21 protein-coding genes and 1 pseudogene are annotated in these 23,156 nt (G+C 65.0%); 18 read left to right on the top strand and 4 right to left on the bottom strand.

All coding sequences use genetic code 11. From position 1 onward, the window contains the following. Nucleotides 1–8 precede the first annotated feature (8 nt). Entirely contained in the window at nt 9–1,742 is a 1,734-nt protein-coding gene (locus F3H26_RS13270; protein WP_149776513.1) for a SulP family inorganic anion transporter, read from the top strand. Between the two features lie 9 nt (nt 1,743–1,751). On the opposite strand, the gene F3H26_RS13265 is transcribed toward F3H26_RS13270, so the two are convergent. Next, nucleotides 1,752–2,273, bottom strand: a complete 522-nt coding sequence (locus tag F3H26_RS13265) for a winged helix DNA-binding protein (protein ID WP_005977298.1) — start codon at nt 2,271–2,273, stop codon at nt 1,752–1,754. 182 nt (nt 2,274–2,455) lie between these two features. Between F3H26_RS13265 and F3H26_RS13260 the strand changes: the two genes are divergently transcribed. From F3H26_RS13260 to F3H26_RS13235, 6 genes are all read left to right on the top strand, one after another. Beyond that, complete coding sequence (locus F3H26_RS13260; RefSeq protein WP_149776511.1) at nt 2,456–3,427, top strand: TRAP transporter substrate-binding protein; 972 nt, start codon at nt 2,456–2,458, stop codon at nt 3,425–3,427. 64 nt (nt 3,428–3,491) lie between these two features. Further along, nucleotides 3,492–4,043, top strand: coding sequence for a TRAP transporter small permease (locus tag F3H26_RS13255; RefSeq protein ID WP_316635609.1), 552 nt, complete (start codon nt 3,492–3,494; stop codon nt 4,041–4,043). Nucleotides 4,044–4,052: 9 nt separating this feature from the next. After that, nucleotides 4,053–5,348 carry a TRAP transporter large permease gene (locus F3H26_RS13250; RefSeq protein ID WP_149776509.1) on the top strand — a complete coding sequence of 432 codons (1,296 nt, stop codon included), beginning with the start codon at nt 4,053–4,055 and terminating at the stop codon, nt 5,346–5,348. 8 nt (nt 5,349–5,356) lie between these two features. Continuing rightward, the gene (locus tag F3H26_RS13245; protein ID WP_149776508.1) at nt 5,357–6,085 is read left to right on the top strand and encodes a 5-oxoprolinase subunit B family protein; all 729 of its coding nucleotides are present in this window, start codon (nt 5,357–5,359) and stop codon (nt 6,083–6,085) included. Further along, nucleotides 6,082–7,098 carry a 5-oxoprolinase subunit C family protein gene (locus tag F3H26_RS13240; protein WP_149776507.1) on the top strand — a complete coding sequence of 339 codons (1,017 nt, stop codon included), beginning with the start codon at nt 6,082–6,084 and terminating at the stop codon, nt 7,096–7,098. Before F3H26_RS13245 ends, F3H26_RS13240 begins: the two co-directional genes overlap by 4 nt. A gap of 16 nt (nt 7,099–7,114) precedes the next feature. Beyond that, nucleotides 7,115–7,888, top strand: a complete 774-nt coding sequence (locus tag F3H26_RS13235; RefSeq protein ID WP_149776506.1) for a LamB/YcsF family protein — start codon at nt 7,115–7,117, stop codon at nt 7,886–7,888. A 29-nt stretch (nt 7,889–7,917) separates the two neighbouring features. On the opposite strand, the gene F3H26_RS13230 is transcribed toward F3H26_RS13235, so the two are convergent. Then, nucleotides 7,918–8,991 (bottom strand): LacI family DNA-binding transcriptional regulator, encoded by a 1,074-nt coding sequence (locus F3H26_RS13230; RefSeq protein WP_223162503.1) that lies wholly within the window; start codon nt 8,989–8,991, stop codon nt 7,918–7,920. Between the two features lie 151 nt (nt 8,992–9,142). Between F3H26_RS13230 and F3H26_RS13225 the strand changes: the two genes are divergently transcribed. The 8 genes from F3H26_RS13225 (at nt 9,143) to nadC (ending at nt 17,985) form a co-directional block, all read left to right on the top strand. After that, nucleotides 9,143–10,450 (top strand): extracellular solute-binding protein, encoded by a 1,308-nt coding sequence (locus tag F3H26_RS13225; protein ID WP_149776505.1) that lies wholly within the window; start codon nt 9,143–9,145, stop codon nt 10,448–10,450. Nucleotides 10,451–10,512: 62 nt separating this feature from the next. After that, complete coding sequence (locus tag F3H26_RS13220; RefSeq protein ID WP_149776504.1) at nt 10,513–11,394, top strand: ABC transporter permease subunit; 882 nt, start codon at nt 10,513–10,515, stop codon at nt 11,392–11,394. A 12-nt stretch (nt 11,395–11,406) separates the two neighbouring features. After that, nucleotides 11,407–12,315 carry an ABC transporter permease subunit gene (locus F3H26_RS13215; protein WP_149776503.1) on the top strand — a complete coding sequence of 303 codons (909 nt, stop codon included), beginning with the start codon at nt 11,407–11,409 and terminating at the stop codon, nt 12,313–12,315. Nucleotides 12,316–12,328: 13 nt separating this feature from the next. After that, nucleotides 12,329–13,369, top strand: coding sequence for an ABC transporter ATP-binding protein (locus F3H26_RS13210; protein WP_149776502.1), 1,041 nt, complete (start codon nt 12,329–12,331; stop codon nt 13,367–13,369). Then, the gene (locus F3H26_RS13205; RefSeq protein ID WP_149776544.1) at nt 13,369–14,367 is read left to right on the top strand and encodes an endonuclease/exonuclease/phosphatase family protein; all 999 of its coding nucleotides are present in this window, start codon (nt 13,369–13,371) and stop codon (nt 14,365–14,367) included. The genes F3H26_RS13210 and F3H26_RS13205 overlap by 1 nt, the downstream gene beginning before the upstream one ends. A 143-nt stretch (nt 14,368–14,510) precedes the next feature. Next, nucleotides 14,511–15,563, top strand: a complete 1,053-nt coding sequence (gene nadA, locus F3H26_RS13200; RefSeq protein WP_149776501.1) for a quinolinate synthase NadA — start codon at nt 14,511–14,513, stop codon at nt 15,561–15,563. Between the two features lie 8 nt (nt 15,564–15,571). Then, nucleotides 15,572–17,164 carry an L-aspartate oxidase gene (locus F3H26_RS13195; RefSeq protein WP_149776500.1) on the top strand — a complete coding sequence of 531 codons (1,593 nt, stop codon included), beginning with the start codon at nt 15,572–15,574 and terminating at the stop codon, nt 17,162–17,164. Further along, nucleotides 17,137–17,985, top strand: coding sequence for a carboxylating nicotinate-nucleotide diphosphorylase (gene nadC / locus F3H26_RS13190; protein ID WP_149776499.1), 849 nt, complete (start codon nt 17,137–17,139; stop codon nt 17,983–17,985). Before F3H26_RS13195 ends, nadC begins: the two co-directional genes overlap by 28 nt. Here nadC and F3H26_RS13185 read toward each other — a convergent pair. Next, on the bottom strand, nt 17,879–18,892 hold the full coding sequence (locus tag F3H26_RS13185) for a glycosyltransferase family 39 protein (RefSeq protein ID WP_188127768.1): 1,014 nt from the start codon (nt 18,890–18,892) through the stop codon (nt 17,879–17,881). The genes nadC and F3H26_RS13185 overlap by 107 nt on opposite strands. Before the next feature lie 125 nt (nt 18,893–19,017). Between F3H26_RS13185 and F3H26_RS19680 the strand changes: the two are divergent. Beyond that, a pseudogene (locus F3H26_RS19680) lies at nt 19,018–19,349 on the top strand (GDP-mannose 4,6-dehydratase); the annotation flags it as partial. Between the two features lie 89 nt (nt 19,350–19,438). On the opposite strand, the gene F3H26_RS19675 reads toward F3H26_RS19680, so the two are convergent. Continuing rightward, nucleotides 19,439–20,134: a hypothetical protein gene (locus F3H26_RS19675; protein WP_223162502.1), complete on the bottom strand. Its 696-nt coding sequence runs from the start codon at nt 20,132–20,134 to the stop codon at nt 19,439–19,441. Nucleotides 20,135–20,315: 181 nt separating this feature from the next. Between F3H26_RS19675 and F3H26_RS13175 the strand changes: the two genes are divergently transcribed. Next, nucleotides 20,316–21,674, top strand: coding sequence for a nucleotide sugar dehydrogenase (locus F3H26_RS13175; RefSeq protein ID WP_149776497.1), 1,359 nt, complete (start codon nt 20,316–20,318; stop codon nt 21,672–21,674). A 740-nt stretch (nt 21,675–22,414) separates the two neighbouring features. Then, nucleotides 22,415–23,155, top strand: coding sequence for an amino acid ABC transporter substrate-binding protein (locus tag F3H26_RS13170; protein WP_149776496.1), 741 nt, complete (start codon nt 22,415–22,417; stop codon nt 23,153–23,155). Nucleotide 23,156 lies beyond the last annotated feature (1 nt).

The following is a 23,156-nucleotide window of genomic DNA, read 5'->3' as shown; positions in this document are numbered from 1 at the left end:
GAGACCCCATGCAGAGCCTTTATCGCTACCTTCCCATTCTTGACTGGGGCCGCCGGTACGACCGGGCGGCGCTGTCCAATGACATGATTGCGGCGGTGATCGTGACGATCATGCTGATCCCGCAATCGCTGGCCTATGCGCTGCTGGCGGGGCTGCCGCCCGAGGCGGGGATCTATGCCTCGATCGTGCCGATCATACTCTATGCGGTCTTCGGAACCAGCCGGGCGCTGGCGGTGGGGCCGGTGGCGGTGGTGTCGCTGCTGACGGCAAGTGCCGTGGGGCAGGTGGCCGAACAGGGCACCGCCGGATATGCGGTGGCGGCGCTGACGCTGGCCTTTCTGTCGGGCGGATTCCTGATGTTGCTGGGCGTGTTCCGGCTGGGCTTTCTGGCCAACTTCCTGTCTCATCCGGTGATCGCGGGCTTCATCACCGCCTCGGGCATCCTGATCGCCACCAGCCAGCTGAAACACATCCTGGGGGTCAGCGCGCATGGGCACACCTTGCCGCAAATGTTGGGTTCGATTGTCGAGAATCTCGGCCAGACCAACTGGATCACGCTGATCATCGGCGTGTTGGCCACGGCGTTCCTGTTCTGGGTGCGCAAAAACCTCAAACCCGCGCTGCGGCGCATGGGCGTGCCACCGCTGCTGGCGGATGTGCTGACCAAGGCCGGGCCGGTGGCGGCGGTGGTGGTGACCACCCTGTCGGTCTGGGCCTTCGGGCTGGACGCGCGCGGCGTCAAGATCGTGGGCGAGGTGCCCCAAAGCCTGCCGCCGCTGACCCTGCCGGGGCTGTCCTCGGACCTGGTCGGCGCGCTGCTGGTGCCCGCCATCCTGATCTCGATCATCGGCTTCGTCGAAAGCATCTCGGTCGCGCAGACGCTGGCGGCCAAGAAACGTCAGCGCGTCGATCCCGATCAGGAACTGATCGGCCTGGGCGCGGCCAATCTGGGCGCCGCGTTCACCGGGGGCTTTCCGGTCACCGGCGGCTTCTCGCGCTCGGTCGTCAACTTCGACGCGGGCGCCGAGACCCCGGCGGCCGGCATCTATACCGCCGGCGGGCTGGCGATTGCCGCGCTGTTCCTGACCCCGCTGGTCTATTTCCTGCCCAAGGCGACGCTGGCCGCGACGATCATCGTGGCGGTGCTCAGCCTGGTGGACCTGTCGATCCTGAAAAAGACCTGGGGCTATTCGCGGGCCGATTTTGCCGCCGTCGCCGCCACCATTCTGCTGACCCTGCTGGCCGGGGTCGAGACCGGCGTGGCCAGCGGTGTGGCGCTCTCGATCCTGCTGCATCTGTACAAGACTTCGCGCCCGCATGTGGCCGAGGTGGGACTGGTGCCGGGCACCCAGCATTTCCGCAACATCCTGCGCCACAAGGTTGAAACCGACCCCACGCTGGTCACGCTGCGGGTGGATGAAAGCCTGTACTTCGTGAACGCCCGCTTCCTCGAGGATCTGATCCAGTCGCGCGTGACCGAGGGCTGCAAGATCCGCAACGTGGTGCTGATGTTCTCGGCGGTGAACGAGGTCGACTTCTCGGCGCTCGAAAGCCTCGAGGCGATCAATCACCGCCTGCGCGATATGGGCGTCGGGCTGCATCTGAGCGAGGTCAAGGGCCCGGTCATGGACCGGCTCAAACAGTCCCACTTCCTCGACGAGCTGAACGGGCAGGTGTTCCTGTCGCAGTACGACGCGTGGAAAACACTGACCAAACCGAACCGGGTGCAAGCGGCGGAATAGGGCGGACCGTCAGAGCGAGGCCGCGGCGCGGCTCGCCTGATCGTAGTGGCCGGACAGCGCGCGCAGGTTGCGGGCCAGCTCGCGCAGATCGTCGCCGGACAGGTCGGTGGCGGGCAGGCCTTCCAGCAGACATTGCTGGCGCACCTTGCGATAGGCGTCGCACAGGGCCACGCCCTCGGGCGAGGTGCGGTAGAATACTTCCTTGCCGCGTTTTTCCGACGTCAGCAGCCCGGCCTTGAGCAGTTTGCGCAGGGCATAATTCACGGTGTGGCTGTCCTCGATGTTGAGAAGAAAGCAGATGTCGGTCAGGCGCTTGTCGCGGCCGCGGTGGTTGACGTTGTGCAGGATCAGAATGTCAAGCGGGCTGAGGTCGGCCTGCCCGGCCGCCGCCATGCAGCGCGTCATCCAGCGGGAAAAGGCATTGTAGACGATGATCAGGCCGAATTCGAGCTCGGACAATTCCCAGCCCTCGCCCTCGGCCAGGTGGCGGGATGATACGATGCGGCGGTTGTCGGGCTGAGAATCGGATATTTTCGGGCCTTTTGATCTGCAAAACGCTGGGGAATTATCAACGTTTTGGCATGAATGGCGCATGTTTTCAACGCTTTGGGATTCGGATTCGGAAGCGTTTCCGACAGGATAATAACAAAACGTTGACAAATCGCAAACGTTGAGTCAGCCTCTGCGCCAGTATTCAAGCAGGGAGAGCCAAAATGAAACTGATGCAGATTGCCGGTGGCGCGGTGGCCGCGCTGGCCGGGTTGGCCATGCAGGTGCAGGCCGAGACCTGGGACATGCCGACGCCCTATCCGGATGCCACTTTCCACACCGTCAACATCCACGAATTCGCCAAGGACGTGGCCGCGGCCACCGACGGGGCGCTTGAAATCAAGATCCATTCCGCCGGATCTCTGTTCAAGCACCCCGAGATCAGCAAAGCCGTGCGCAGCGGCCAGGTGCCGATCGGAGAGTTTTTCCTGTCGCTGCTGGCCAATGACAACCCGGCTTTCGGCGCGGATTCGCTGCCCTTCCTGGCCACCAACTATGACGACGCCCAAAAGCTGTGGGCGGCACAGAAAGACGTGATCAACGGTCTGCTGGACGGGCAAGGCATGATGGTGCTGTACGCCGTGCCGTGGCCGCCGCAGGGCCTGTACACGACCAAGGAAATCAACAGCGTGGATGACTTGGCGGGCCTGAAGTTCCGCACCTACAACGCCACGCTGGAAGAATTCGCCAACCTGGCGGGTGCTGCGCCCACGCAGGTCGAGGTGCCGGACATTCCGCAGGCCTTCAGTACCGGCCGGGTCGAAGCGATGATCACCTCGCCCTCGACCGGGGTGAACTCGAAGGCGTGGGACTTCCTGACCCACTACACCGACATCCAGGCCTGGATTCCGAAAAACGTCGTCGTGGTGAACAAGCGCGCCTTCCGCCGTCTGGATGACGCGACCCAGGCCGCCGTGTTGGAGGCCGCCGCCGCCGCCGAGGCTCGCGGCTGGGAGATGAGCCAGGCCGAGACCGCCAAGCAGACCGCGGTTCTGCAGGAAAACGGCATCACCGTGGTGCAGCCATCCGAAGAACTGATGGCTGGCCTGCGTGAAATCGGCGCGCAGATGCTTGAAAACTGGAAGGCCAAGGCCGGCGAAGACGGCGCCGCGTTGCTGCAGGCCTATCAACAGTAAACGATCCGGCCCGGCCGGGCGCGACACGTCCGGCCGGGTTCGACAACAAGGGGAGGGGATGGCGATGCTGCGCCGCAGTCTTGATTTCATCTATCGTGCGGCCGGCGGATTGGCGGCGCTGTTCATTCTGGCCATCGTCGTGCTGGTCTTTGCGCAGGTCGGGTTGAACCTGGCCGACAAGATCTGGGCCGCGCTGACCGGGCAGGGCGTGGGCCTGACCATCCCGTCCTATGCCGATTTCACCGGGTTCTTTCTGGCCGCATCCAGCTTTCTGGCGCTGGCCTATGCGCTGCGCGCCGGCGGGCATATCCGGGTGACGCTGCTGATCGGGCGAATGCCCAAGGGGCCGCGCCGCCTGACCGAGATCTGCGTGGTGACGGTTGCCCTGGCCATGAGCGCCTACGCCACCTGGTATCTGGGCCTGCTGGTTCTGGAGTCGCTGGAATATGGCGACCGCAGCCCGGGCATGGTCTCGGTGCCGTTGTGGATCGTGCAGATGCCGGTCCTGCTGGGGCTGGCCATCCTGACTCTTGCCCTTGTCGACGAACTGGTCGGTCTGCTGGCGGGCCACGCGCCCAGCTGGGACGGCAAGGGCGAAAACCTTCTGAGCGAATAGGGCCAGCAGATGTCGATTGCCACGCTTTCCATCATTCTTCTTGTTCTGCTGTTCGCCTTTCTGGGGTCAGGCCTGTGGGTGGCGTTTTCGCTGCTGGGCGTCGGGATTGCGGCGATGGCGCTGTTCTCCGATGCGCCGCTGGGGCTGGTCATGGCGACCACCTTGTGGGGGCACAGCAATTCCTGGGCGTTGGCGGCGCTGCCGCTGTTCATCTGGATGGGCGAGATCCTGTTCCGCTCGCGCCTGTCCGAGGACATGTTCACCGGCCTGTCGCCCTGGATGAACCGGCTGCCGGGGCAATTGCTGCATGTGAACGTCTTTGCCTGCGGGATCTTTGCGGCAGTGTCGGGGTCGTCGGCGGCCACGGCGGCCACGATCGGCAAGCTGTCGATCCCGGAACTCTCGCGCCGGGGCTACCCCGAAAAGATGATCATCGGCACGCTGGCCGGCTCGGCCACGCTGGGCCTGCTGATCCCGCCGTCGATCATCCTGATCGTTTATGGCGTGGCAACCGAGCAATCCATCGCTCGCCTGTTCGTCGCCGGGGTGCTGCCGGGGCTGCTGTTGGTGGGGCTGTTCGTGGGCTATGTCGCGATCTGGGCGCTGCTCAACCGCGCGAGCCTGCCCACCGAGGACATCCGGGCGAGTTTCGCAGAAAAACTGCGTCGCTCGCGCCGACTTGTGCCGGTGATCCTGCTGATCGTCGGTGTGATCGGCTCGATCTATGCCGGGATCGCCTCGCCCACCGATGCGGCCGCCGTGGGCGTGGTGCTGGCGCTGCTGCTGTCCTGGCGCGAGGGTACGTTGACCCGGGCCAGCTTCGTCGACGGGCTGATGGGGGCCACGGTGACCTCGTGCATGATTGCCTTCATTCTTGCAGGGGCCTCGTTCCTGACCGTGGCGATGGGCTTCACCGGCATTCCGCGCGTGTTGGCAGAATGGATCGGGTCGCTGGGCCTGTCCACCTTCACGCTGCTGGCGGCACTGACCGTGTTCTTCGTGATCATGGGGTGCTTTCTGGACGGGATCTCGGTCGTGGTGCTGACGGCTTCGGTGATCATGCCGATGGTGATGCAGGCGGGGATCGACCCGCTGTGGTTCGGCATCTTCCTGGTGATCGTGGTCGAGATGTCGCAGATCACCCCGCCCGTGGGTTTCAACCTGTTCGTGCTGCAATCGCTGACCGGGCGCGACATCCTGCGGGTGGCGCATGCGGCGCTGCCGTTCTTCTTCCTGATGATCGTGGCGCTGGTGATCATCGTGGTGTTCCCCGGCATCGTGACCTATCTGCCGAACCAGATGTGACGGGGGCGATGCAGGATTTTCCGATCATACGAACCGCCGGGGTGGACGGGCTGTTGATCAGCTTTGCCGCCGCACTCAGCGAACCGGCCAACCGGGCCGCGCTGGCCTTTCGCGCCGCGCTCGAGTCGAAGGGCTGGGCGGGGGTCGAGGAAACCTCGTCCTCGCTAGTGTCGGCCTTCGTCCGGTTCGATCCGCTGCGCCTGTCGCATGCCGCGTTGCACCGGCAGGTGCAGGCGCTGCTGGACCAGCACGACTGGTACGCGGCCGACCTGCCCGGCGGGCGCAGGTTCTGGCGGGTGCCCACCGTCTTTGGCACGGATCTGGCACCGCAGTTGGGGCAGGCGGCGCAGGCGGCGGGCTTGTCCGAGGCCGAGGCGATCCGGTCGCTGTCCCAGGCGCGGGTGCGGGTACAGACCATCGGCTTTGCCCCCGGCCAGCCTTATCTGGGTGAACTGCCGCCCGCCTGGGACATCCCAAGGCAAAAGGAATTGACCCCGCGCGTACCCGAAGGCGCGCTGGTGGTGGCGCTGCGGCAGCTCGTGCTGTTCTCGGTCACCACGCCGACCGGATGGCAGCATGTGGGCCAGACTGCCATCCGTTTGTTCCAGCCCGATATGCCCGAACCCTTCCTTTTGCGCCCCGGGGATGAGGTGCAGTTCACGCCCATTGATCCGGAAACGCTGGCGCGGATGCGCAGCGATCCGCGCGGCGGCGCCAGTTGCGAGACGCTGGCATGAGCGCGCATCTGACCATTTTGCGCGCCGGGCCCGGCCTGACGGTTCAGGACATGGGGCGGCCCGGATATCTGGACATGGGCCTGTCGCGCGGCGGTGCGGTGGACCGGCTTGCATTGGCCGAGGGCGCGGCGTTGCTGGGGCAGGCTGACAGTCTTGCCGCCGTGGAAATGGCTGGCATGGGCGGCGAATTCCAGGCCGATCAGGATCTGCGCATCGCCCTGACTGGCGCGCGGATGCGGGCGCAGATCGATGGCACGACGGCGGTCTGGAACGCCTCGCACCTGCTGCCTGCGGGCGCCCGGCTTAGCATCGGGCCGGCCGTGGCCGGCAGCTATGGATATCTCAGCGTCGGTGGCGGGGTGCAGGGCGATCTGGTTCTTGGCGCCTGTTCGGCGCATCTGACGGCGGGGATCGGAGCCGTGCTGAAGGCGGGGGACCGGCTGGCGATCAGCCCGGACGCGGGCGGTGCAACCGGCATGACCTTCGACCCCGAGGACCGGTTCTCGGGCGGGGAGATCCGCATCGTGGCCAGTTGCCAGACCGACCTGTTCGCCGCCGACGTTCTGGAGCGGCTGCAAACCACTACGTTCCGCCGGGACGCGCGCGCCAACCGCATGGGCGTGCGGCTGGAAAGCGACGGACCGGGCTTTCATGTCTCGGGCGGGCGCAGCGTGCTGTCAGAATCCATCGTGCCCGGTGACATCCAGGTCACCGGCGACGGCACGCCCTTCGTGCTGTTGGCCGAGTGCCAGACCACCGGCGGCTATCCCCGCATCGGCACCGTTCTGCCCTGCGACCTGCCCAAGGTGGCGCAGGCCCCCGCCGGGGCCGACCTGCAGTTCCGCTTCGTGTCGCTGGACGAGGCGGTGTCAGCCGAGCGCGCCGCCGCCCAGGCCCGCGCCGCGCTGCCCCGGGCGCTGCGCCCGCTGATCCGCGATCCGCGCAGCCTGTCCGACCTGCTATCCTATCAACTGATCAGCGGCGCCATCGCCGGCGAAGAGGACGTTTTGTAGAAAAGGAGCCTGTGCCATGGCACATCAAGTCGATCTGAACGCCGATATGGGCGAAAGCTTTGGCCCCTGGAAAATGGGCGATGACGCGGCGCTGCTGAAGATCGTGACGTCGGCCAACGTGGCCTGCGGGTTTCATGCGGGCGACTGGGACGTGATGGCCACGACGATGGCGCAGGCGGTCGAAAACGGCGTGGGCATCGGCGCGCATCCCGGCTTTGCCGATCTGCACGGCTTTGGGCGTCAGCGGATGCACTATCCCCTGCCGTCACTGCAGAACCTGATCCGCTATCAGGTCGGCGCGGCGCAGGCGATGGCGCGGGCGGCGGGCGGGCAGGTGCGTCATCTGAAGTTGCACGGCGCGCTGGCCAACATGGCGTCCGAAGATCAGGCGATGGCGCGGGCCTGCTACGAGGCGGCGTTGTCGGTGGCACCGGATCTGATCATCATGGTTCTGGCCGGAACCGCCCAGCAGCGCGCCGCGCGCGACCTGGGCTGTCCGGTGGCCTGCGAGATCTTTGCCGATCGCGCCTACAACGATGACGCCACGCTGGTTGACCGCAGTCTGCCGGGCGCCGTGATCCACGACCCCGACCGGGCCGCCGCGCGCATGGTCGAGATGGTCAAGACCGGGGCGATCATCACTGAAAGCGGCAAGCATATCCCGACCCGCATCGACACGATCTGCCTGCACGGAGACACGCCGACGGCCGTGAAGATCGCCGCCCGGGTGCGCCAGGCCCTGCAGGAGAGCGGCGTTGAGCTCGGGCCATTCGACGGTGGTCCGGCCTGACCCTGGAAGGCCCGGCTGTGCGCCGCGGCTCAATGCGTGCCACGCTCGATCATGACCGGATCCAGGTCGATGCGGTCCGGGGCCTTCTTCGGCTCGGCCTGGCGCAGATCCAGAAGGTGGATGATCGCATCGACAGCCTGGTCGATGGGGTTGCGCACCGTGGTCAGGTTGAAGATCGGCCAACCGGCCATGTCGATGTCGTCAAATCCGGTGACGGCAAGGTCGCCGGGCACGTCCAGCGACACTGCCCTTGCCGCCGCCAGCGCGCCGATCGCCATGGCGTCATTGGCGCAGATCAACGCATCGATGCGGTGCCGGTTCAGAAGTTCAAGCGCAGCCGCGTGCCCGCCCTCGACCGTATAGTCGCCCCGGGCTTCGGCCACCAGCGGCAGCCCGGCCTGGGTCAGAGCCTGCAACACCCCCGTGCGGCGCTGCGATGACGAGTAGAACTCGCGCGGGCCATTGAGAAATCCGAACCTGCGACAGCCACGCTGAACCAGCAACTCGGTCAACCGGCGCAGGCCATCGGCATTGCGGCAGCACACGGTGTCGACACCCGGCCCCTCGACCGGCCGTCCCGACGAAATCGTGGGCACGTTGAACCGGGCGCAACGTTCGACGATCTGCTGTGACATGCTGCCGCCGCGCAGGATCAGCGCATCCAGAGGAAACCGCAGAAGGTCATCCAAGGCGGCCTCGGGTTGGCCGTTCGCCTGATCGACCAGGATCGGCCATTTCCGCATCCCGATCAGTCGCCGCGTCAGCTGCCCGACGAAGGCGGCGTCGTAGGGGCTGCGCATGTCGCCGACAAAGACCGCGACCAGGTTCGACTGGCCGCCCTTAAGCCCCGCCGCCAGGGCGTTGGGTTGGTACCCGGTTTCGGCGGCGATCTGCAGAATGCGCCTGCGTTTCTCCGATTCGACATAAGCGCCCGGCGTGAAGGCGCGCGACACCGCCGACCGCGAAACCCCGGCCAGATCGGCAACGGTCTTGGCGGTGACCCGGCGGGGCCGCGAGGGCGGTTTTTTCGATGTGTCGGTCATGCCTGATCGGTACCAGATGCCAGAATGCAGGAATTTGTTGAACTGAATCGATTCTTTCACCAAAGTGTCATGCTTAGAAGCTAGTGAACACGTGTGCATATTGGCCAGAAAAAAATGCAAACCATGTGCGCGCGTTCTTTGGGCCTTGCGCCCGCACAGTTTCATGGGCTTTGCCCGCCCGAAAGGGCCAAACACGAACCGGAGGATTCACATGCAGAAATTCAAGTTGGGCGCGTCGGCCGCCGCGATCGCGATGGTGGCCAGCGCCGCCATGGCCGAGGTTGAAATCACATGGTGGCATGCCATGGGCGGCGCCCTTGGCGATACCGTCAACCAGATTGCCGAGGACTTCAACGCTTCGCAGGACGACTACAAGATCACTCCGGTCTTCAAGGGCACCTACGAGGAAACCCTGACCGCAGGCATCGCCGCCTTCCGCGCCGGTGAACAGCCTAACATCCTGCAGGTGTTCGACGCAGGCGCCGCCACCGTGATCGGAGCCAAGGGCGCGACCGTGCCGGTGCAGGACCTGCTGCAGGACAACGGCGTGGAATTCAACATCGAGGACTACATCTCGGGCGTGCGCTATTTCTATGCCGACAGCGACGGCAAGATGATCGGCATGCCGTTCAACTCGTCCTCGCCCATCATGTATTACAACGTGGATGCGCTGGAAAAAGCCGGCGTGACCCCGCCGAAAACCTGGGAAGAGTTCCAGACCGTAACCGCCCCGGCGCTGAAAGAGGCCGGTTACATCGGCCTGTCGCAATCGCACCTGCCGTGGATCTTCACCGAGAACTTCCATTCGCGTCACGACCTGCCGTTCGCCACCAACGACAACGGCTATGAAGGCGCCGAAGGCACCAAGATCCTGGTCAACAACGACGCGATGAAGGCCCATTTCACCGCCGTCAAGGACTGGAAGGACAAGGGCTTCTTCGAGTGGTACGGCACCGGCTGGAGCGACAACCAGACCCCGTTCGAAGAAGGCAAGGTCGCCATCTGGCTGGGGTCGTCCGGTTCGTTCGGCGGTCTGTCCAAGAAGGACCTGCCGTTTGAATTCTCGGCCACCTTCCTGCCCTATTGGGAAAGCGTGACGAAAGAGCCCAAGCAGACCTTCATCGGCGGCGCGGCCCTCTTCGCGATGGCCGGCAAGAGCGACGAGGAAAACAAGGCCACCGCCGCGTTCTTTGAGTTCCTGACCAAGCCGGAAACCCAATACATGTGGCACCGCGAGACCGGTTACGTTCCGATCACCACCGCCGCCTATGAAATGGCCAAGGCCGATGGTCACTATGACCGCGCCCCCGCGGCCGAGGTGGGCATCAAGCAGCTGTCGCTGCCGGCCGGCAAGCATACCAAGGGTTACCGCATGGGCTTCTACGTCCAGATCCGCGACGTGATGAACCGTGAATACGGCCGCATCCTGACCGGCGAGACCTCGGTCGAGGACGCGTTCAACAACATCGAAACCGAAGCCAACGCCCTGTTGGAGCGGTTCGCGAAGACCCAGAACTGACCCACTGACGCAAAACGGGCGGCCGCAGGTCTTGCGGCCGCCCTCCGTTATCCGGAGAATTCATGAAACGCGCTGGTTTTACCGCCCGCTGGCTGCCGATCCTGCTGCTGATGCCGCAGCTTGTGATCATCGCGGTCTTTTTCTATTGGCCCGCCGCGCATGCGGTGCAGTCGTCGTTCTTCCTGCAGGATCCGTTCGGATTCGGATCGACCTTCGTCGGGCTGGACAATTACAAGGACCTTGCAGGCAACGGCGAATACCTCAGCATCGCCTGGTTCACGGTGATCTTCACCGTTCTGGTCACCTTTCTGTCACTGTCCATCGCGCTGCTGCTGGCGGTCAAGGCCGACAACGTGCTGCGCGGGGCCAAGACCTATCGCACGCTGTTGATGTGGGTCTATGCCGTGGCGCCGCCCGTTGCGGGCTTCATCGGTCTGATCATGTTCCACCAGAGCTGGGGGCCGCTGACCGAACTGGCGCGTTCGATCGGGTGGGATTTCAAACTGGGCGTCAATTTCAACGACACCGCCACCGCGATGGTGATCGTGTCCGTCTGGAAACAGGTGCCGGTGAATTTCATCTTTTTCCTGTCCGGGCTGCAATCGATCCCGAAATCGGTGCGCGAAGCCGCGCTGATCGACAACCGTTCGGCCTCGGGACGGTTCTGGGACGTGACCTTTCCGCTGCTGGCGCCGACCGGGTTCTTCCTGCTGATCACCAACATCACCTATTCGCTGTTCGACACGTTCGGCGTGATCGACACCATGGTCAAGGGCGAGCCGGGCAACAACCCGATGACGCTGGTCTACAAGGTCTATGTGGACGGGTTCCGCGGCAACGACCTGGGCGGCAGCTCGGCACAGTCGGTTGTTCTGATGGTGCTGGTTCTGGCGCTGACGGTGTTCCAGTTCCGGCTGGTCGAACGCCGCATTCACTATACCTGAGGAGGGCAGACGATGACCGAAGCAAATGCAGGTGTGATCGACCACGCCGCCTCGCACACGCCGCCACGCAAGCGCCGCATCCGCTGGGGCGCCATCGGCGATCACGCGGTTCTGATCGTGGGCTCGCTGTTCATGATGCTGCCGCTGCTGATGGTCCTGCAGATGACCACGGTTCCGGATGTCGAGGTGATCAAGACCGGCCCCAGCCTGACGATCGGGCACCAACTGCCCGAGAATTTCGACAAGGCGATGTTTCAGGCCTCGGGCTTTTCGGGGCAGAATACCGGCCTGAACATGCTCAAGAACTCGTTCATCCTGGGCATCGGCTTTGCCCTGGGCAAGATCCTCATCGGGATGATGGCCGCCTATGCGATCGTCTATTTCCGGATGCGGTTCGCCACGCTGGCCTTCTGGGTGATCTTCACCACGCTGCTGCTGCCGCTCGAGGTGCGCATTCTGCCCTCGTACGAGGTGGTGCAGAAGCTGGGGATGCTGAACACCTATCAGGGCCTCATCATCCCGCTGATCGCCTCGGCCACGGCCACGTTCTTTTTCCGGCAGTTCTTCCGCTCGGTCCCCGAAGAACTGGTCGAGGCCGCGCGCATCGACGGCGCCGGTCCGGTGAAGTTTTTCATCGACATCCTGGTGCCTCTGTCGCGCACCATGATCGCGGCGATGTTCATCATCATGTTCGTCTATGGCTGGAACCAGTATCTGTGGCCCACCATGATCACCACCGAAGAGGACATGTTCACCCTGGTGCGCGGGATCAAGCAGATCACGCAGGTGCTGGAAGGCAACCGCATTCCCGAATACGGCCGGGCCAACCTGCTGGCGATCATCGCCATCATCCCCCCAGTCATGGTCGTCATCTTCTTCCAAAGCTGGTTCGTCAAGGGCCTGACGGAATCCGACAAGTAAGGCAGAAAAACAAATGGCTCAGGTATCCCTGAAGAACATCCGAAAAGTCTATCCCAACGGCGCCGAGGCGCTGACCCCGTCCAGTTTCGACATCGGCGATGGCGAGTTCGTGGTGCTGGTCGGCCCGTCAGGCTGCGGCAAGTCCACATTGCTGCGCATGGTGGCCGGGCTGGAAGAGATCACCGAAGGCGAACTGACGATCAATGGCCGCGTCATGAATGACGTCGATCCGGCCGATCGCGACATCGCCATGGTGTTCCAGAACTATGCGCTGTACCCGCACATGAGCGTGCGCAAGAACATCGCCTATGGTCTGAAGAACCGCAAGACACCCAAGGACGTGATCGAGCGGAAGGTGGCCGAGGCCGCCGCCATGCTGAACCTGAACGAGTACCTCGACCGCAAGCCCTCGCAGCTGTCGGGCGGCCAGCGCCAGCGGGTCGCCATGGGGCGGGCCATCGTCCGCGATCCGGCGCTGTTCCTGTTCGACGAGCCGCTGTCGAACCTGGACGCCAAGTTGCGCAACCAGATGCGGATCGAGATCAAGGCGCTGCAGCGGCGTCTGGGCGTGACCTCGATCTACGTCACTCATGACCAGGTCGAGGCGATGACCATGGCCGACCGCATCATCGTGATGAACGCGGGCCGGATCGAACAGATCGGCACACCGGCCGAGATCTATCACCGCCCGGCCTCGACCTTCGTGGCCAGCTTCATGGGAGCGCCGCCGATGAACCTGATCAGCGCACGGCTGGACGGCGGCCGCGTGATGATCAACGGCGACACGGTGCTGGCCGCGGCCGAAGGGTCTGGCGCGGTGACCCTGGGCATTCGCCCCGAGGACGTGGTGTTGGGCGCCGAAGGCTCGATTTCCTTCCATGTCGACATCATCGAGGAACTGGGCGCGCATCGGCTGCTGCACGGGCGGCTGGCCGATCAGGAGTTCACCATCCATGTCGGCAAGGATGTCGAGGCCGCACCGGGCGAGACCCGGATCGCGCTGAAGTCCGACGCCATCACCCTGTTCCACCCGGAAACCGGAAAAGCCCTGTGATCACCCAGACCGTCGCGGCTCTGCCTCCCGTCTCCGAGGCCGCGCGCGCGCGCATTCTGTCCGCGCCGCGCACCGCCGAAGCGCATCGTGCCCTGATGGCGGAAACCCCTGCCATGAACGCGCTGCAACTGGGTGGGCAGGCGACGCGGGCCATGCTTGACCCGGTTCTGACGGTCGCGGCCTGGAACGTCGAGCGTTGTCTTTTCCCGGCTGAGACCGCCGCGCATCTGGCGCCGGTCGCGCCGGATATCGTGCTGCTGTCCGAGGTCGATCACGGCATGGCCCGCACCGCACAGCGCCACACGACCGAGGAGATGGCCGCGCATCTGAACATGGCCTATGTCTTTGGCGTCGAGTTCCACGAGCTGGACCTTGGTGGCCCGACCGAACGCGCCTTTTGCAGGGATGATTTCAACACGCTGGGCTGGCACGGCAATGCGATCCTGTCGGCGGTGCCCTTCAGACGGACCGCGCTGCTGCGGCTGGACGATCACGGCCACTGGTTCGCCGCCGACAGCGGCGCGGCCGACCCCGATCAGCCGCGGCTGGGCGGGCGGATGGCGATCCTGGCCGAAGTTCCGACAACGGCCGGGCCGCTCTGCGTGGTGTCGACGCATCTGGAAAGCAACGCCGCCGCCGCGCACCGGCACGCGCAGTTCGAAAAACTGCTGGATGCGGTCGAGGCGTTTGCGCCGGACATGCCGGTGCTGATCGGCGGAGACCTGAACACCGGCAACCACCTGCCGCCCGATTTCGACTGGCGCCGGGAAACGCTGTTTTCCATGGCCGAGGCCCGCGGATACAGCTGGGCGTTTACCGCCGAAGGTCACACCACACGCCCCAGCCTGATCACGCCGCACCCGGACCGGGTGATGAAGCTGGATTGGTTCGCGGGCAGGGGGCTGACATGCCGGGACCGAGGGCTGCTGCCATCCCTGACGGCCGGGGGCAAGCCGCTGTCGGATCATGACTGCGTGTGGTGCCAGGCCGAGCTCTGACCCGGCATCTGCCCGGAGTTCCACAGCCGCGCACCGCATAACGCGTGGTGATGCGGCATATTTTCCGTTGGCAGGTTGTGGCCAACGGGACGGAATCCCCATATGAACAGGCACAGGAACTCACCAGGCGGAAATCAGACCAAGTGTTCGACCATCCCGCGCAGCGCGCGCATCTTGCCGAGAAATACGACCTGACCCCCTCGCCCGAGCTGGCCGCCAGCATGAGCGACATCTACGACCGCATGTCGCGTGTCGTCTCTCCGGCGGACTGGGCGATCTACGCGCCCTATGTCAAGGCGATCAACGATCTGAAAGCCGAACGCAACGCGGTGATCCTGGGCCACAATTACATGACGCCCGAGATCTATCACGGCGTTTCCGATTTCGTCGGCGACAGCCTGCAACTGGCCATCAGGGCGACCGAGGTCGAGGCGGACGTGATCGTGCAATGCGGCGTACATTTTATGGCCGAGACCTCGAAGATCCTCAGCCCCGAAAAGACGGTTCTGATGCCAGACATGGAGGCCGGCTGTTCGCTGGCCGAGTCGATCACCGCCGAAGGCATTGCCGAAATGCGCCGCCGCTATCCCGGCGCGCCGGTCGTGTCCTATGTGAACACCACGGCCGAGGTGAAAGCGGCATCCGACATCTGCTGCACCTCGTCGAACGCGGCGCAGATCGTCGCGGCGATGGACAGCGACACGGTCATCATGACGCCTGACCAGTATCTGGCGCAGAACGTGGCCCGCGACGTGCCGCAGAAGAACGTGGTCTGGTGGGAAGGCTCGTGCATCGTGCACGAACAATATACGGCGCAGGACCTGCGCGAGTTCCGCGAATGGAACCCGGGCACCCGCCTGATCGCGCATCCCGAATGCCCGCCCGACGTGGTGGCCGAGGCCGATTTCTCAGGGTCTACCAGCGGCATCATCAAATATGTCACCGACGAACAGCCCGAAAAGGCGATGCTGATCACCGAGTGTTCGATGGCGTCGAACATCGCCGACGCGCTGCCGCAGGTCGATTTCGTCGGGCCCTGCAACATGTGCCCCTACATGAAGAAGATCACGCTGGAAAAGGTTCTGTATGCGCTGGACACCATGACCGGCCAGGTCGAGGTTGACCCCGACGTGGCCGAAAAAGCGCGCCTTTCGGTGCAGCGGATGATCGACCTGTCGCGCAAGCTGGGAATTTGATCGGGGCGATGCAGACGGTCTCGACCCCTCGGGTGGTCATCATCGGCGGCGGTCTGGCCGCGGTCTATACCGCGCTCAAGCTCGACCCGCACCCGGTGGTGATGATCTCGCCCGAGCCGCTGGGCTCGGGTGCCAGTTCGGCCTGGGCGCAGGGCGGGGTGGCGGCGGCGATGGACCCGTCCGACAGCCCCGAAGCCCATGCCCGCGACACGATGCGCGCAGGCGCGGGGTCCGTCCTGCAGGAGGTGGCCGAGTTCGTCACCCGCGCGGCCAGGGATCACATTCTGGACCTGTCCGATCTGGGCACCGGGTTCGACCGGGACGCCGAAGGCGGGTTCATCCAATCGCAGGAGGCCGCCCATTCGGTGGCCCGCGTGGTGCGCGTCAAGGGCGATCAGGCCGGTGCCGAGATCATGCGCGCTCTGACCGCCGAGCTGCGGCGGCGTGCTTCGGTCCAGGTGATCGAAGGGGCGCTGGCGGTGGGGCTGGAAAGCGACGGGGCCAAGGTCTCGGGCGTATATCTGGCGCCGACCGATGCGCCGGGGACCGAACCGGTGCTGCTGCGCGGAGCGGCGCATGTGCTGGCCACGGGCGGGTCGGCGGGGCTTTTTGCCCGCACCACCAACCCGGCGCGGATCCGCGGGCAGGGGATCGGGATGGCCGCGCGGGCCGGGGCCCGGATCGCCGATGCCGAGTTCATTCAGTTTCACCCAACCGCGATCGACGTAGGCGAGGATCCGATGCCTCTGGCCACCGAGGCTTTGCGTGGCGAGGGCGCTATACTGATCAACCGCCACGGCGAACGGTTCATGCAAGGCGTCCACCCCGATGCCGAGCTGGCCCCGCGCGATGTCGTGGCGCGCGCCGTCTATCTGGAAACCAAGGCCGGCAACCGCCCCGCGCTGGATACCCGCGCGGCGATCGGCGCGGCGATCCGCAGTCAGTTTCCGGCGGTGACCGAGGCCTGCCTGCGCAACGGTGTCGACCCTGTGACCCAACCGATACCGGTGACCGCGGCGGCGCATTACCACATGGGCGGCGTGGCCACCGACCTGAACGGCCGCAGTTCGCTGGCCGGGCTCTGGGCCTGTGGCGAGGCGGCCTCGACCGGGTTGCACGGGGCGAACCGGCTGGCGTCGAACGGTCTGCTCGAGGCGCTGGTCTTCGCCCGCGCCTGCGCCCGTGACATCGCCGGCACGCTTACGGTGACCGACGCGCCCGAGGTGCGGCTGCGCCTGCCATCGGGCGGCACCGAACCCGACCCCCAAGCCGTGGCCGAACTGCGCCAGGTCATGACCGATGGCGTGGGGGTGGTCCGTGACGCGGACGGCTTGCGCCGCGCCTTGGGCCGGATCGCCGTGCTGGAGTCGCTGCACGGCCGGTCGCGCCTGTTCCGAAACATGACCGCGACCGCCACGCTGATCGCGGCGGCGGCGCTGATGCGCACCGAAAGCCGCGGCGCGCACTATCGGTCGGATTGTCCGGATACGGCCGAAGGGCCGGGGCGGCGGTCTGATCTGATATTGGACGAGGCCGTGGCGCTGCGGTCGAAAATCTTCAGGGAAACCGCAACATGCATTATGCCACCGTCCCCGACCTGATCCTCGAACCGATGGTCCGCGCCGCGCTGACCGAAGATCTGGGCACCTGCGGCGACATCACCACCCGCACCGTGATCCCGTCGGACGTGACCTATGCCGCGCGGCTGAACGCGCGCGAGGATGCGGTTGTGTCGGGCATGCAAGTGGCGGCCCTGGCGTTCCGGCTGGTGGATCCGACGTTGAAGATCACGCCGCTGGTGGCCGACGGGGACCGTTGCACCAAGGGCCAGACCCTGATGGAGATCGCCGGCAGCGCGGCCTCGATCCTGTCGGGTGAACGCGTGGCGCTGAACTTTGCCGGTCGTCTGACCGGGGTGGCGACGCTGACGGCCGAACTGGTGGCGCAGACCGCCAGGACCAGAGCGCGCATCACCTGCACCCGCAAGACCACGCCGGGCCTGCGCATCGTCGAGAAACTGGCCGTGCTGCATGGCGGCGGGTTCAACCACCGCCATTCGCTGTCGGATGCGATCCTGATCAAGGACAACCACATCGCCGCCGCCGGCGGGGTGCGTGCGGTGTTGGAAGCGGTCAAGGCGCGCGCTTCGCACATGATGAAGGTCGAAATCGAAGTGGACCGGCTGGACCAGCTGGCCGAGGTTCTGGAAACCGGCGGCGCCGATGTCGTGCTGCTGGACAACATGACCCCGGACATGCTGGCCGAGGCCGTGGCGATGGTGGGCGGACGTCTGGTGACCGAGGCGTCGGGCAATGTCACCGTGGACACGGTGGCCGAGATCGCGGCCACCGGGGTCGATTATATCTCGTCCGGGGCGCTGACCCATTCCTATCGCACGGTCGATCTGGGTCTGGATTTCTGATCGCGCATAATCCGGCCCTGGCGCAGGTGTCGTGGACCGCACTGTCAGGCCATGGGCGTCGAAAGACCAGAACGGCGCCGTCTCCCGAGGTTTCGGGAAACTCTCTGACCAGTTCCAAGCGGGCTTGGGTGTCCCGATTCAGTTGCGGAACGGCGCGGAACACCCGGTTCGGGAACAGAACGACCGACGTCACCGAACCGGGCTGGGACATCGTGGCGCCATGATCCGCGGCCGTGTCGATGGTGCCCCAGTCGGCCCGGAAGTGGCTTTGAAAGATCGGCAGATAGGCCAGGATAGTCAGCGCAAGTGCGACCGCAACCCCGAACAGCGGGCGCAGAACCCGGGCACGGGTCAGCGCATCCCGGTTGATCCCGGTGGCCAGAGACACCAGCCATACCAGCCCGAGCGCCACGAAAAAGAATGCGCCCGTCAGATGCGTGAACACGGCGGCTGCGACGGTCAGGCCAAAGACGATCCAGGTGCCGTATGTCGGACGGCGCACTCCGCGCAGGGACAGGATGAGACCCAGAACGCTCCAGAACGCACGCTCGGTGTATCCGCGGGCTTTCTGTGAAAACCGGACCTGGTGATGGGACAGCGCCACAAGCAGGGCCGAATTATGCGCCACGCGGGTATTTTCGACCCCGCGGACCAGCCACCAGATCGCAACCACGGTGCCAACCCCGAATACCAGTGCTGGAAACCGATAGGCCCAGGGGTCTTCCCCGAACAGCTGTGCCGACAGCTTGGCCTTCATGCTGAAGAAACAGTGATGGTTCATCGAATGCTCGCGCATCGTGTCGCCCCGGGGCTGGCGGACATGCGAATCGACGGTCCAGATTTCATCGTTCGCGTTGTGGTCGACCACAGCGACGCGCCCGCATCCCCAAAGGACGCTGTGCGCCATCAGATCTCGGTGTTCGCAGTTCGAGTACGGTGGTCTTCGGCGCATCTGCCTTGCGAGGCTGAGGTCGTCAACCTGGACGCGTTGACCTGCGCAGCCGCCTGGGCAACGGGGCCCAGGTCACCGGGGCCTATTGGGATGGGCAAGGTCAGCCGGAAGGGTTCCGGTTTCACCATATCTCGACCGACGAGCTCCATGGCTCGCTTGGTGCCGCGGGCAGTTCACCGAACGGACGCCCCATGATCCGCGCTCGCCCTTTTCGGCCAGCAAGGCACCCAGCGGTCACCCGGTGCGCGCCTGGCACGAAACCTGCGGGTTGCCCGTGGTGCCGACGAATTGCTCAAACAACTACGGGCCGTTTCACTTCCTCCAAAAGCCGAGTCCGATGGTGATCCCGAATGCGCGGGCGGGCAGGCCCTTGCCGATCTATGGCGACGGGTCGAATGTCAGAGACTGGCTTTTGCGGAAGTCCGCGCCGAATCCTGGTGGGCGGCGCTGCAAGACCGCGACGGCATCGAGCACCGGTCGGGTTCGTCGCGCCCTTTGGCGTCAGCGCCCCAGCGGTGGTTGCAGCCGAACCGACCTGGCAGCTGGCTCTGTTTTCGGCAGGCGGAATTGGGGCGCAGGTCCGGCCAAGACGGCGGGCAAGGTGCGCGTGATTGTTGTCGAACGGACCTCGGTGGCGCGCGGCAACTCGGCCTCGTTCCGGTCGAGGGCGTGATCTGCGACTACGGCTCGCACCGGTTCCGGCCCGCGACCGAACCCAAAGCGCAGCAGGACGTGAAGACCCCGTTGGGCGACGATCCGCTGCTGCGCCCCCGCCATGGGCGCATCCGGCGGGGCGGTTCTTTTGCTCGCGCAAGGGGTGCGCAGTCTCTGTTCAACACCGGAGTCAGCGCGATTCAGCAACAGGAAATCCACGTCGGCGGCATGACGGCCCGCGACGCAGGCGGCGAACGACAGCTGCCCTGCGACCCGGGCCAGAAATGGTGGAGCATGTCCGACGAGGCCCCTGGGCATGAGTTCGCCAAGCGGCTGGATCAGCAGGCCCAGCCGGTCACGGTTCCGGTCCGGCGCAGCGAAACCCGTCGGCTGAGCCACGCCCACCACGCCCTTGCCATGGTGGATGGCGCGTCGCTTGCACCAACGTTTCAGGCCGGATCGATCGCGCCGCGTGTCTTTGCCGAACAGGTGCGGGCGCTGGCCGAGCAGGGCGACAAGTGCGGCGCCCACAGCATCAGCCATCCCGACCTGACGGCATCGGACGCCGCAGCGGCCAATACGAAATCGAAACCAGCGGAGCCGAAATCTCGGCCCGTTCGGACGTTGCGTGATCGGGGGATGACATCCTCGACCTGCCCCGGCTCGAAAAGTATTTCTTCACCAACATTGATTTCGGTTCCAGTTTGTATGATCAGGTTACATCATGAATCTCGAAACCTCACATCACCAGGCCCTCAGACAGCGCATTGCGGCGCGCGACGCGCGGGTTGCCGTGGTCGGGCTGGGCTATGTCGGCCTGCCGCTGGCGCTGACCGCCCATGACAAGGGCTTTGACACCACCGGACTCGACCTGAATCCGCAGCGGGTCGCGCGGATCAACCAGGGCGCGCAGGTGCTCTCGTACCTGGCACCGGACCGAATCGCCCGCGCGGTGGACAGCGGACGGTTCCGGGCAACGCAGGACGCGGCCGCGCTGGCCGAGGCCGACATCATCCTGATCTGCGTGCCCACGCCGCTGACCGACAGCCAGGACCCAGACATGCGTTTTGTCGCAGCCGCCGCCGAGACCGTCGCACAGCATCTGCGGCCCGGACAGCTGGTGGTATTGGAAAGCAGCGTCTGGCCGGGCGCCACCACGACGCTGGTGCAGCCGCTGCTGGAAGCGCGCGGCCTGCGCGCGGGGGTCGATTTCTTCCTGGGCTTCTCGCCCGAACGCGAAGACCCCGGCAACGACAAGTTCGACACCCAGAATATTCCCAAGGTCGTCGGCGCCGACGATCCGCTGTCACTGCGACTGATCGAGGAGTTCTATCGCACCATCGTCACACGCGCGGTTCCCGTCAGTTCGACCGCCACCGCCGAGGCGGTCAAGCTGGTGGAAAACAGCTTTCGGACGGTGAACATCGCGCTTGTGAATGAACTCAAGACCGCATTGGACGCCATGGGCGTGGATGTGTGGGAGGTGATAGACGCCGCCGCCACCAAGCCCTTCGGGTTCATGCCTTTCTATCCCGGCCCGGGAATCGGAGGCGCCTGCATCCCGGTCTCGCCGGCCTATCTGGCCTGGCGCGCGGCCGATGCCGGCGCCGACACGCCGATCATCAACCTGGCCCGGTCCAGCAACGATGCCGTGCCAGGCGCGTTGGCCCGCCGGATGGCCGAACGGCTGGCGCCGGACGACGCAGACCCCGACCAACCTCTGACCGGCCAACGCATCCTGCTGATGGGCATCGCCTACAAGCGCGATGTCGAGGACACCCGCCGCAGCCCCGCGCTGGTGCTGCTGCAAGAGCTGGAGAAGCTGGGCGCGCGGGTCGATTACCATGACCCGTTCTTCCCCAGGCTGTCGGAAGTGGGCGAATACCCGCAGTTGGCCGGGCGGGAATCGGTACCTCTGACGGCGGAAAACCTGAACCGATATGGCGCCGTGGCGGTGATTACCGACCACAGCGCGCCCGACTATGCGCTGGTCGCGCGCGAGGCTGCGATGATATTCGACACGCGCAACGTCTTTGCAAAGAAAGGAATCGAGGTGTCCGGTGGCCGCCTGGTGAAGCTTTGAGACCGTGTGCGATGGCCCTGTCAGGCGGGCAGGGCGGCAAGGTTCGCTTTCAAGGATGCCCGGATCGAAGGAAGACCCCGTTGATGGGTGGCAAGCCCGCGAGAATCTTCGTCGACCTGGATGGAACGCCCGTCAGGGTCGATCTTTTTTCGTCGAGGCCATCGTTCAGATCCTGAAAAAGAACCCGTTGAACATCTTCGTGCCGTGGCTTTTGCGCGGCATCGCCTATGCAAAACCCCTCATCGCGCGGCAGGTTCAGATCGACCCGGCCGGCCAATCTTGCGAAACGGCGTCGACGTATCTGGCCCGACTGGACCCAGCGTGCATATTTGGGTGTTGCCGGGAATACAGGGTGCACAACGTCAGCCTGGCGAAAGCAGCGAAAGATAAGCGTGCGGCCGGCCAGGGTTCCCGATGTTTGCCCCTCGGTCCGGCTGCACCGCCGTTCCGCGGCAACAGGGACATTTCTACTTTGCGGACTAAGTGTTATTTCGACTTGGCTGCAAAATTTTGGTTGGTCAAAAACCAACCCATCCGTCCCGCGAAGCGCCGGAATGGGACGCTCTCCTTCGAGGCGGTCGGTTCGCTGAACGCCCGTTCGAAAAACTGCGGAAAGAGTGGACCTGGTTTCGCCCCGGCCCGTGGTCCCGAACAGCGGGTCTTTTCTTTTTGCACCTGGTTGACTTGGCCTTGCCGATACCCAACTTCCGCGGCCTACGCACAACAGAGGTTTGCCGAAAATGAACCGTATCCTAGCAACCGTTCTGGCCTTGGGCCTGGGCACTGCCGCAACCGCCGAAACCCTGCGCGTGGGCATGTCGGGCGGGTATTTCCCCTTTACCTTCGTGAAGCAGGACGTGCTTCAGGGTTTCGAGGTCGACGTGATGAACGCCGTTGGCGAAAAGGCGGGGTTGGACATCGCGTTCGAGACCATGTCGTTCTCGGGCCTGATCGGCGCGCTGGACGCAGGCCGGATCGACACGATCGCCAACCAGATCACCATCACCCCCGAACGCGAGGCCCGGTTTGCCTTCAGCCAGCCCTATGTGATCGACGGCGCGCAGGTGGTCGTACGCAAGGGCAACGACACCATCAAGGGGGTCGAGGATCTGAAAGGCCACACCGTCGCCGTCAACCTCGGCTCGAATTTCGAGCAGCTTCTGAGAGAGTTGCCGTATTCCGACGAGATCGAGATCAAGACCTACGAGGCCAACATCGCGCAGGACACCGCCTTGGGCCGTGTCGATGCCTTCGTGATGGACCGCGTGTCCTCGGCCCAGCTGATCGCCGAAAGCCCGCTGCCGCTGGAACTGGCCGGCGCGCCCTTCTCGGAAATCCGAAACGCCCTGCCGTTCCGCGATGACGCCGAAGGCCGCGCTTTGCGCGACCGGGTCGATGCGGCGCTGACCGAGCTGAAGCAGGACGGCACCCTGGCCGACATCTCGGTCAAGTGGTTCGGTACCGACATCACGGCGAACTGAA

The sequence above is a fragment of the Ruegeria intermedia genome (assembly GCF_900129345.1).
GTDB classification, from domain to species: domain Bacteria; phylum Pseudomonadota; class Alphaproteobacteria; order Rhodobacterales; family Rhodobacteraceae; genus Ruegeria; species Ruegeria intermedia.
The sequence above is the reverse complement of the archived record's forward strand: the minus strand, read 5'-3'. Positions and strand labels throughout refer to the sequence as shown.

Bases quoted from the DNA above. Each gene is read 5' to 3' on its own strand.
- F3H26_RS13185 (WP_188127768.1), bottom strand. From the start codon at position 18,892: ATGGCGCACAGCGTCCTTTGGGGATGCGGGCGCGTCGCTGTGGTCGAC.
- F3H26_RS19675 (WP_223162502.1), bottom strand. From the start codon at position 20,134: ATGGCTGATGCTGTGGGCGCCGCACTTGTCGCCCTGCTCGGCCAGCGC.
- F3H26_RS13220 (WP_149776504.1), top strand. From the start codon at position 10,513: ATGAAACGCGCTGGTTTTACCGCCCGCTGGCTGCCGATCCTGCTGCTG.
- F3H26_RS13260 (WP_149776511.1), top strand. From the start codon at position 2,456: ATGAAACTGATGCAGATTGCCGGTGGCGCGGTGGCCGCGCTGGCCGGG.
- F3H26_RS13215 (WP_149776503.1), top strand. From the start codon at position 11,407: ATGACCGAAGCAAATGCAGGTGTGATCGACCACGCCGCCTCGCACACG.
- F3H26_RS13175 (WP_149776497.1), top strand. From the start codon at position 20,316: ATGAATCTCGAAACCTCACATCACCAGGCCCTCAGACAGCGCATTGCG.
- nadC (WP_149776499.1), top strand. From the start codon at position 17,137: ATGCATTATGCCACCGTCCCCGACCTGATCCTCGAACCGATGGTCCGC.
- F3H26_RS13210 (WP_149776502.1), top strand. From the start codon at position 12,329: ATGGCTCAGGTATCCCTGAAGAACATCCGAAAAGTCTATCCCAACGGC.
- F3H26_RS13225 (WP_149776505.1), top strand. From the start codon at position 9,143: ATGCAGAAATTCAAGTTGGGCGCGTCGGCCGCCGCGATCGCGATGGTG.
- F3H26_RS13245 (WP_149776508.1), top strand. From the start codon at position 5,357: ATGCAGGATTTTCCGATCATACGAACCGCCGGGGTGGACGGGCTGTTG.
- F3H26_RS13240 (WP_149776507.1), top strand. From the start codon at position 6,082: ATGAGCGCGCATCTGACCATTTTGCGCGCCGGGCCCGGCCTGACGGTT.
- F3H26_RS13250 (WP_149776509.1), top strand. From the start codon at position 4,053: ATGTCGATTGCCACGCTTTCCATCATTCTTCTTGTTCTGCTGTTCGCC.
- F3H26_RS13195 (WP_149776500.1), top strand. From the start codon at position 15,572: ATGCAGACGGTCTCGACCCCTCGGGTGGTCATCATCGGCGGCGGTCTG.
- F3H26_RS13170 (WP_149776496.1), top strand. From the start codon at position 22,415: ATGAACCGTATCCTAGCAACCGTTCTGGCCTTGGGCCTGGGCACTGCC.
- F3H26_RS13255 (WP_316635609.1), top strand. From the start codon at position 3,492: ATGCTGCGCCGCAGTCTTGATTTCATCTATCGTGCGGCCGGCGGATTG.
- F3H26_RS13270 (WP_149776513.1), top strand. From the start codon at position 9: ATGCAGAGCCTTTATCGCTACCTTCCCATTCTTGACTGGGGCCGCCGG.
- F3H26_RS13235 (WP_149776506.1), top strand. From the start codon at position 7,115: ATGGCACATCAAGTCGATCTGAACGCCGATATGGGCGAAAGCTTTGGC.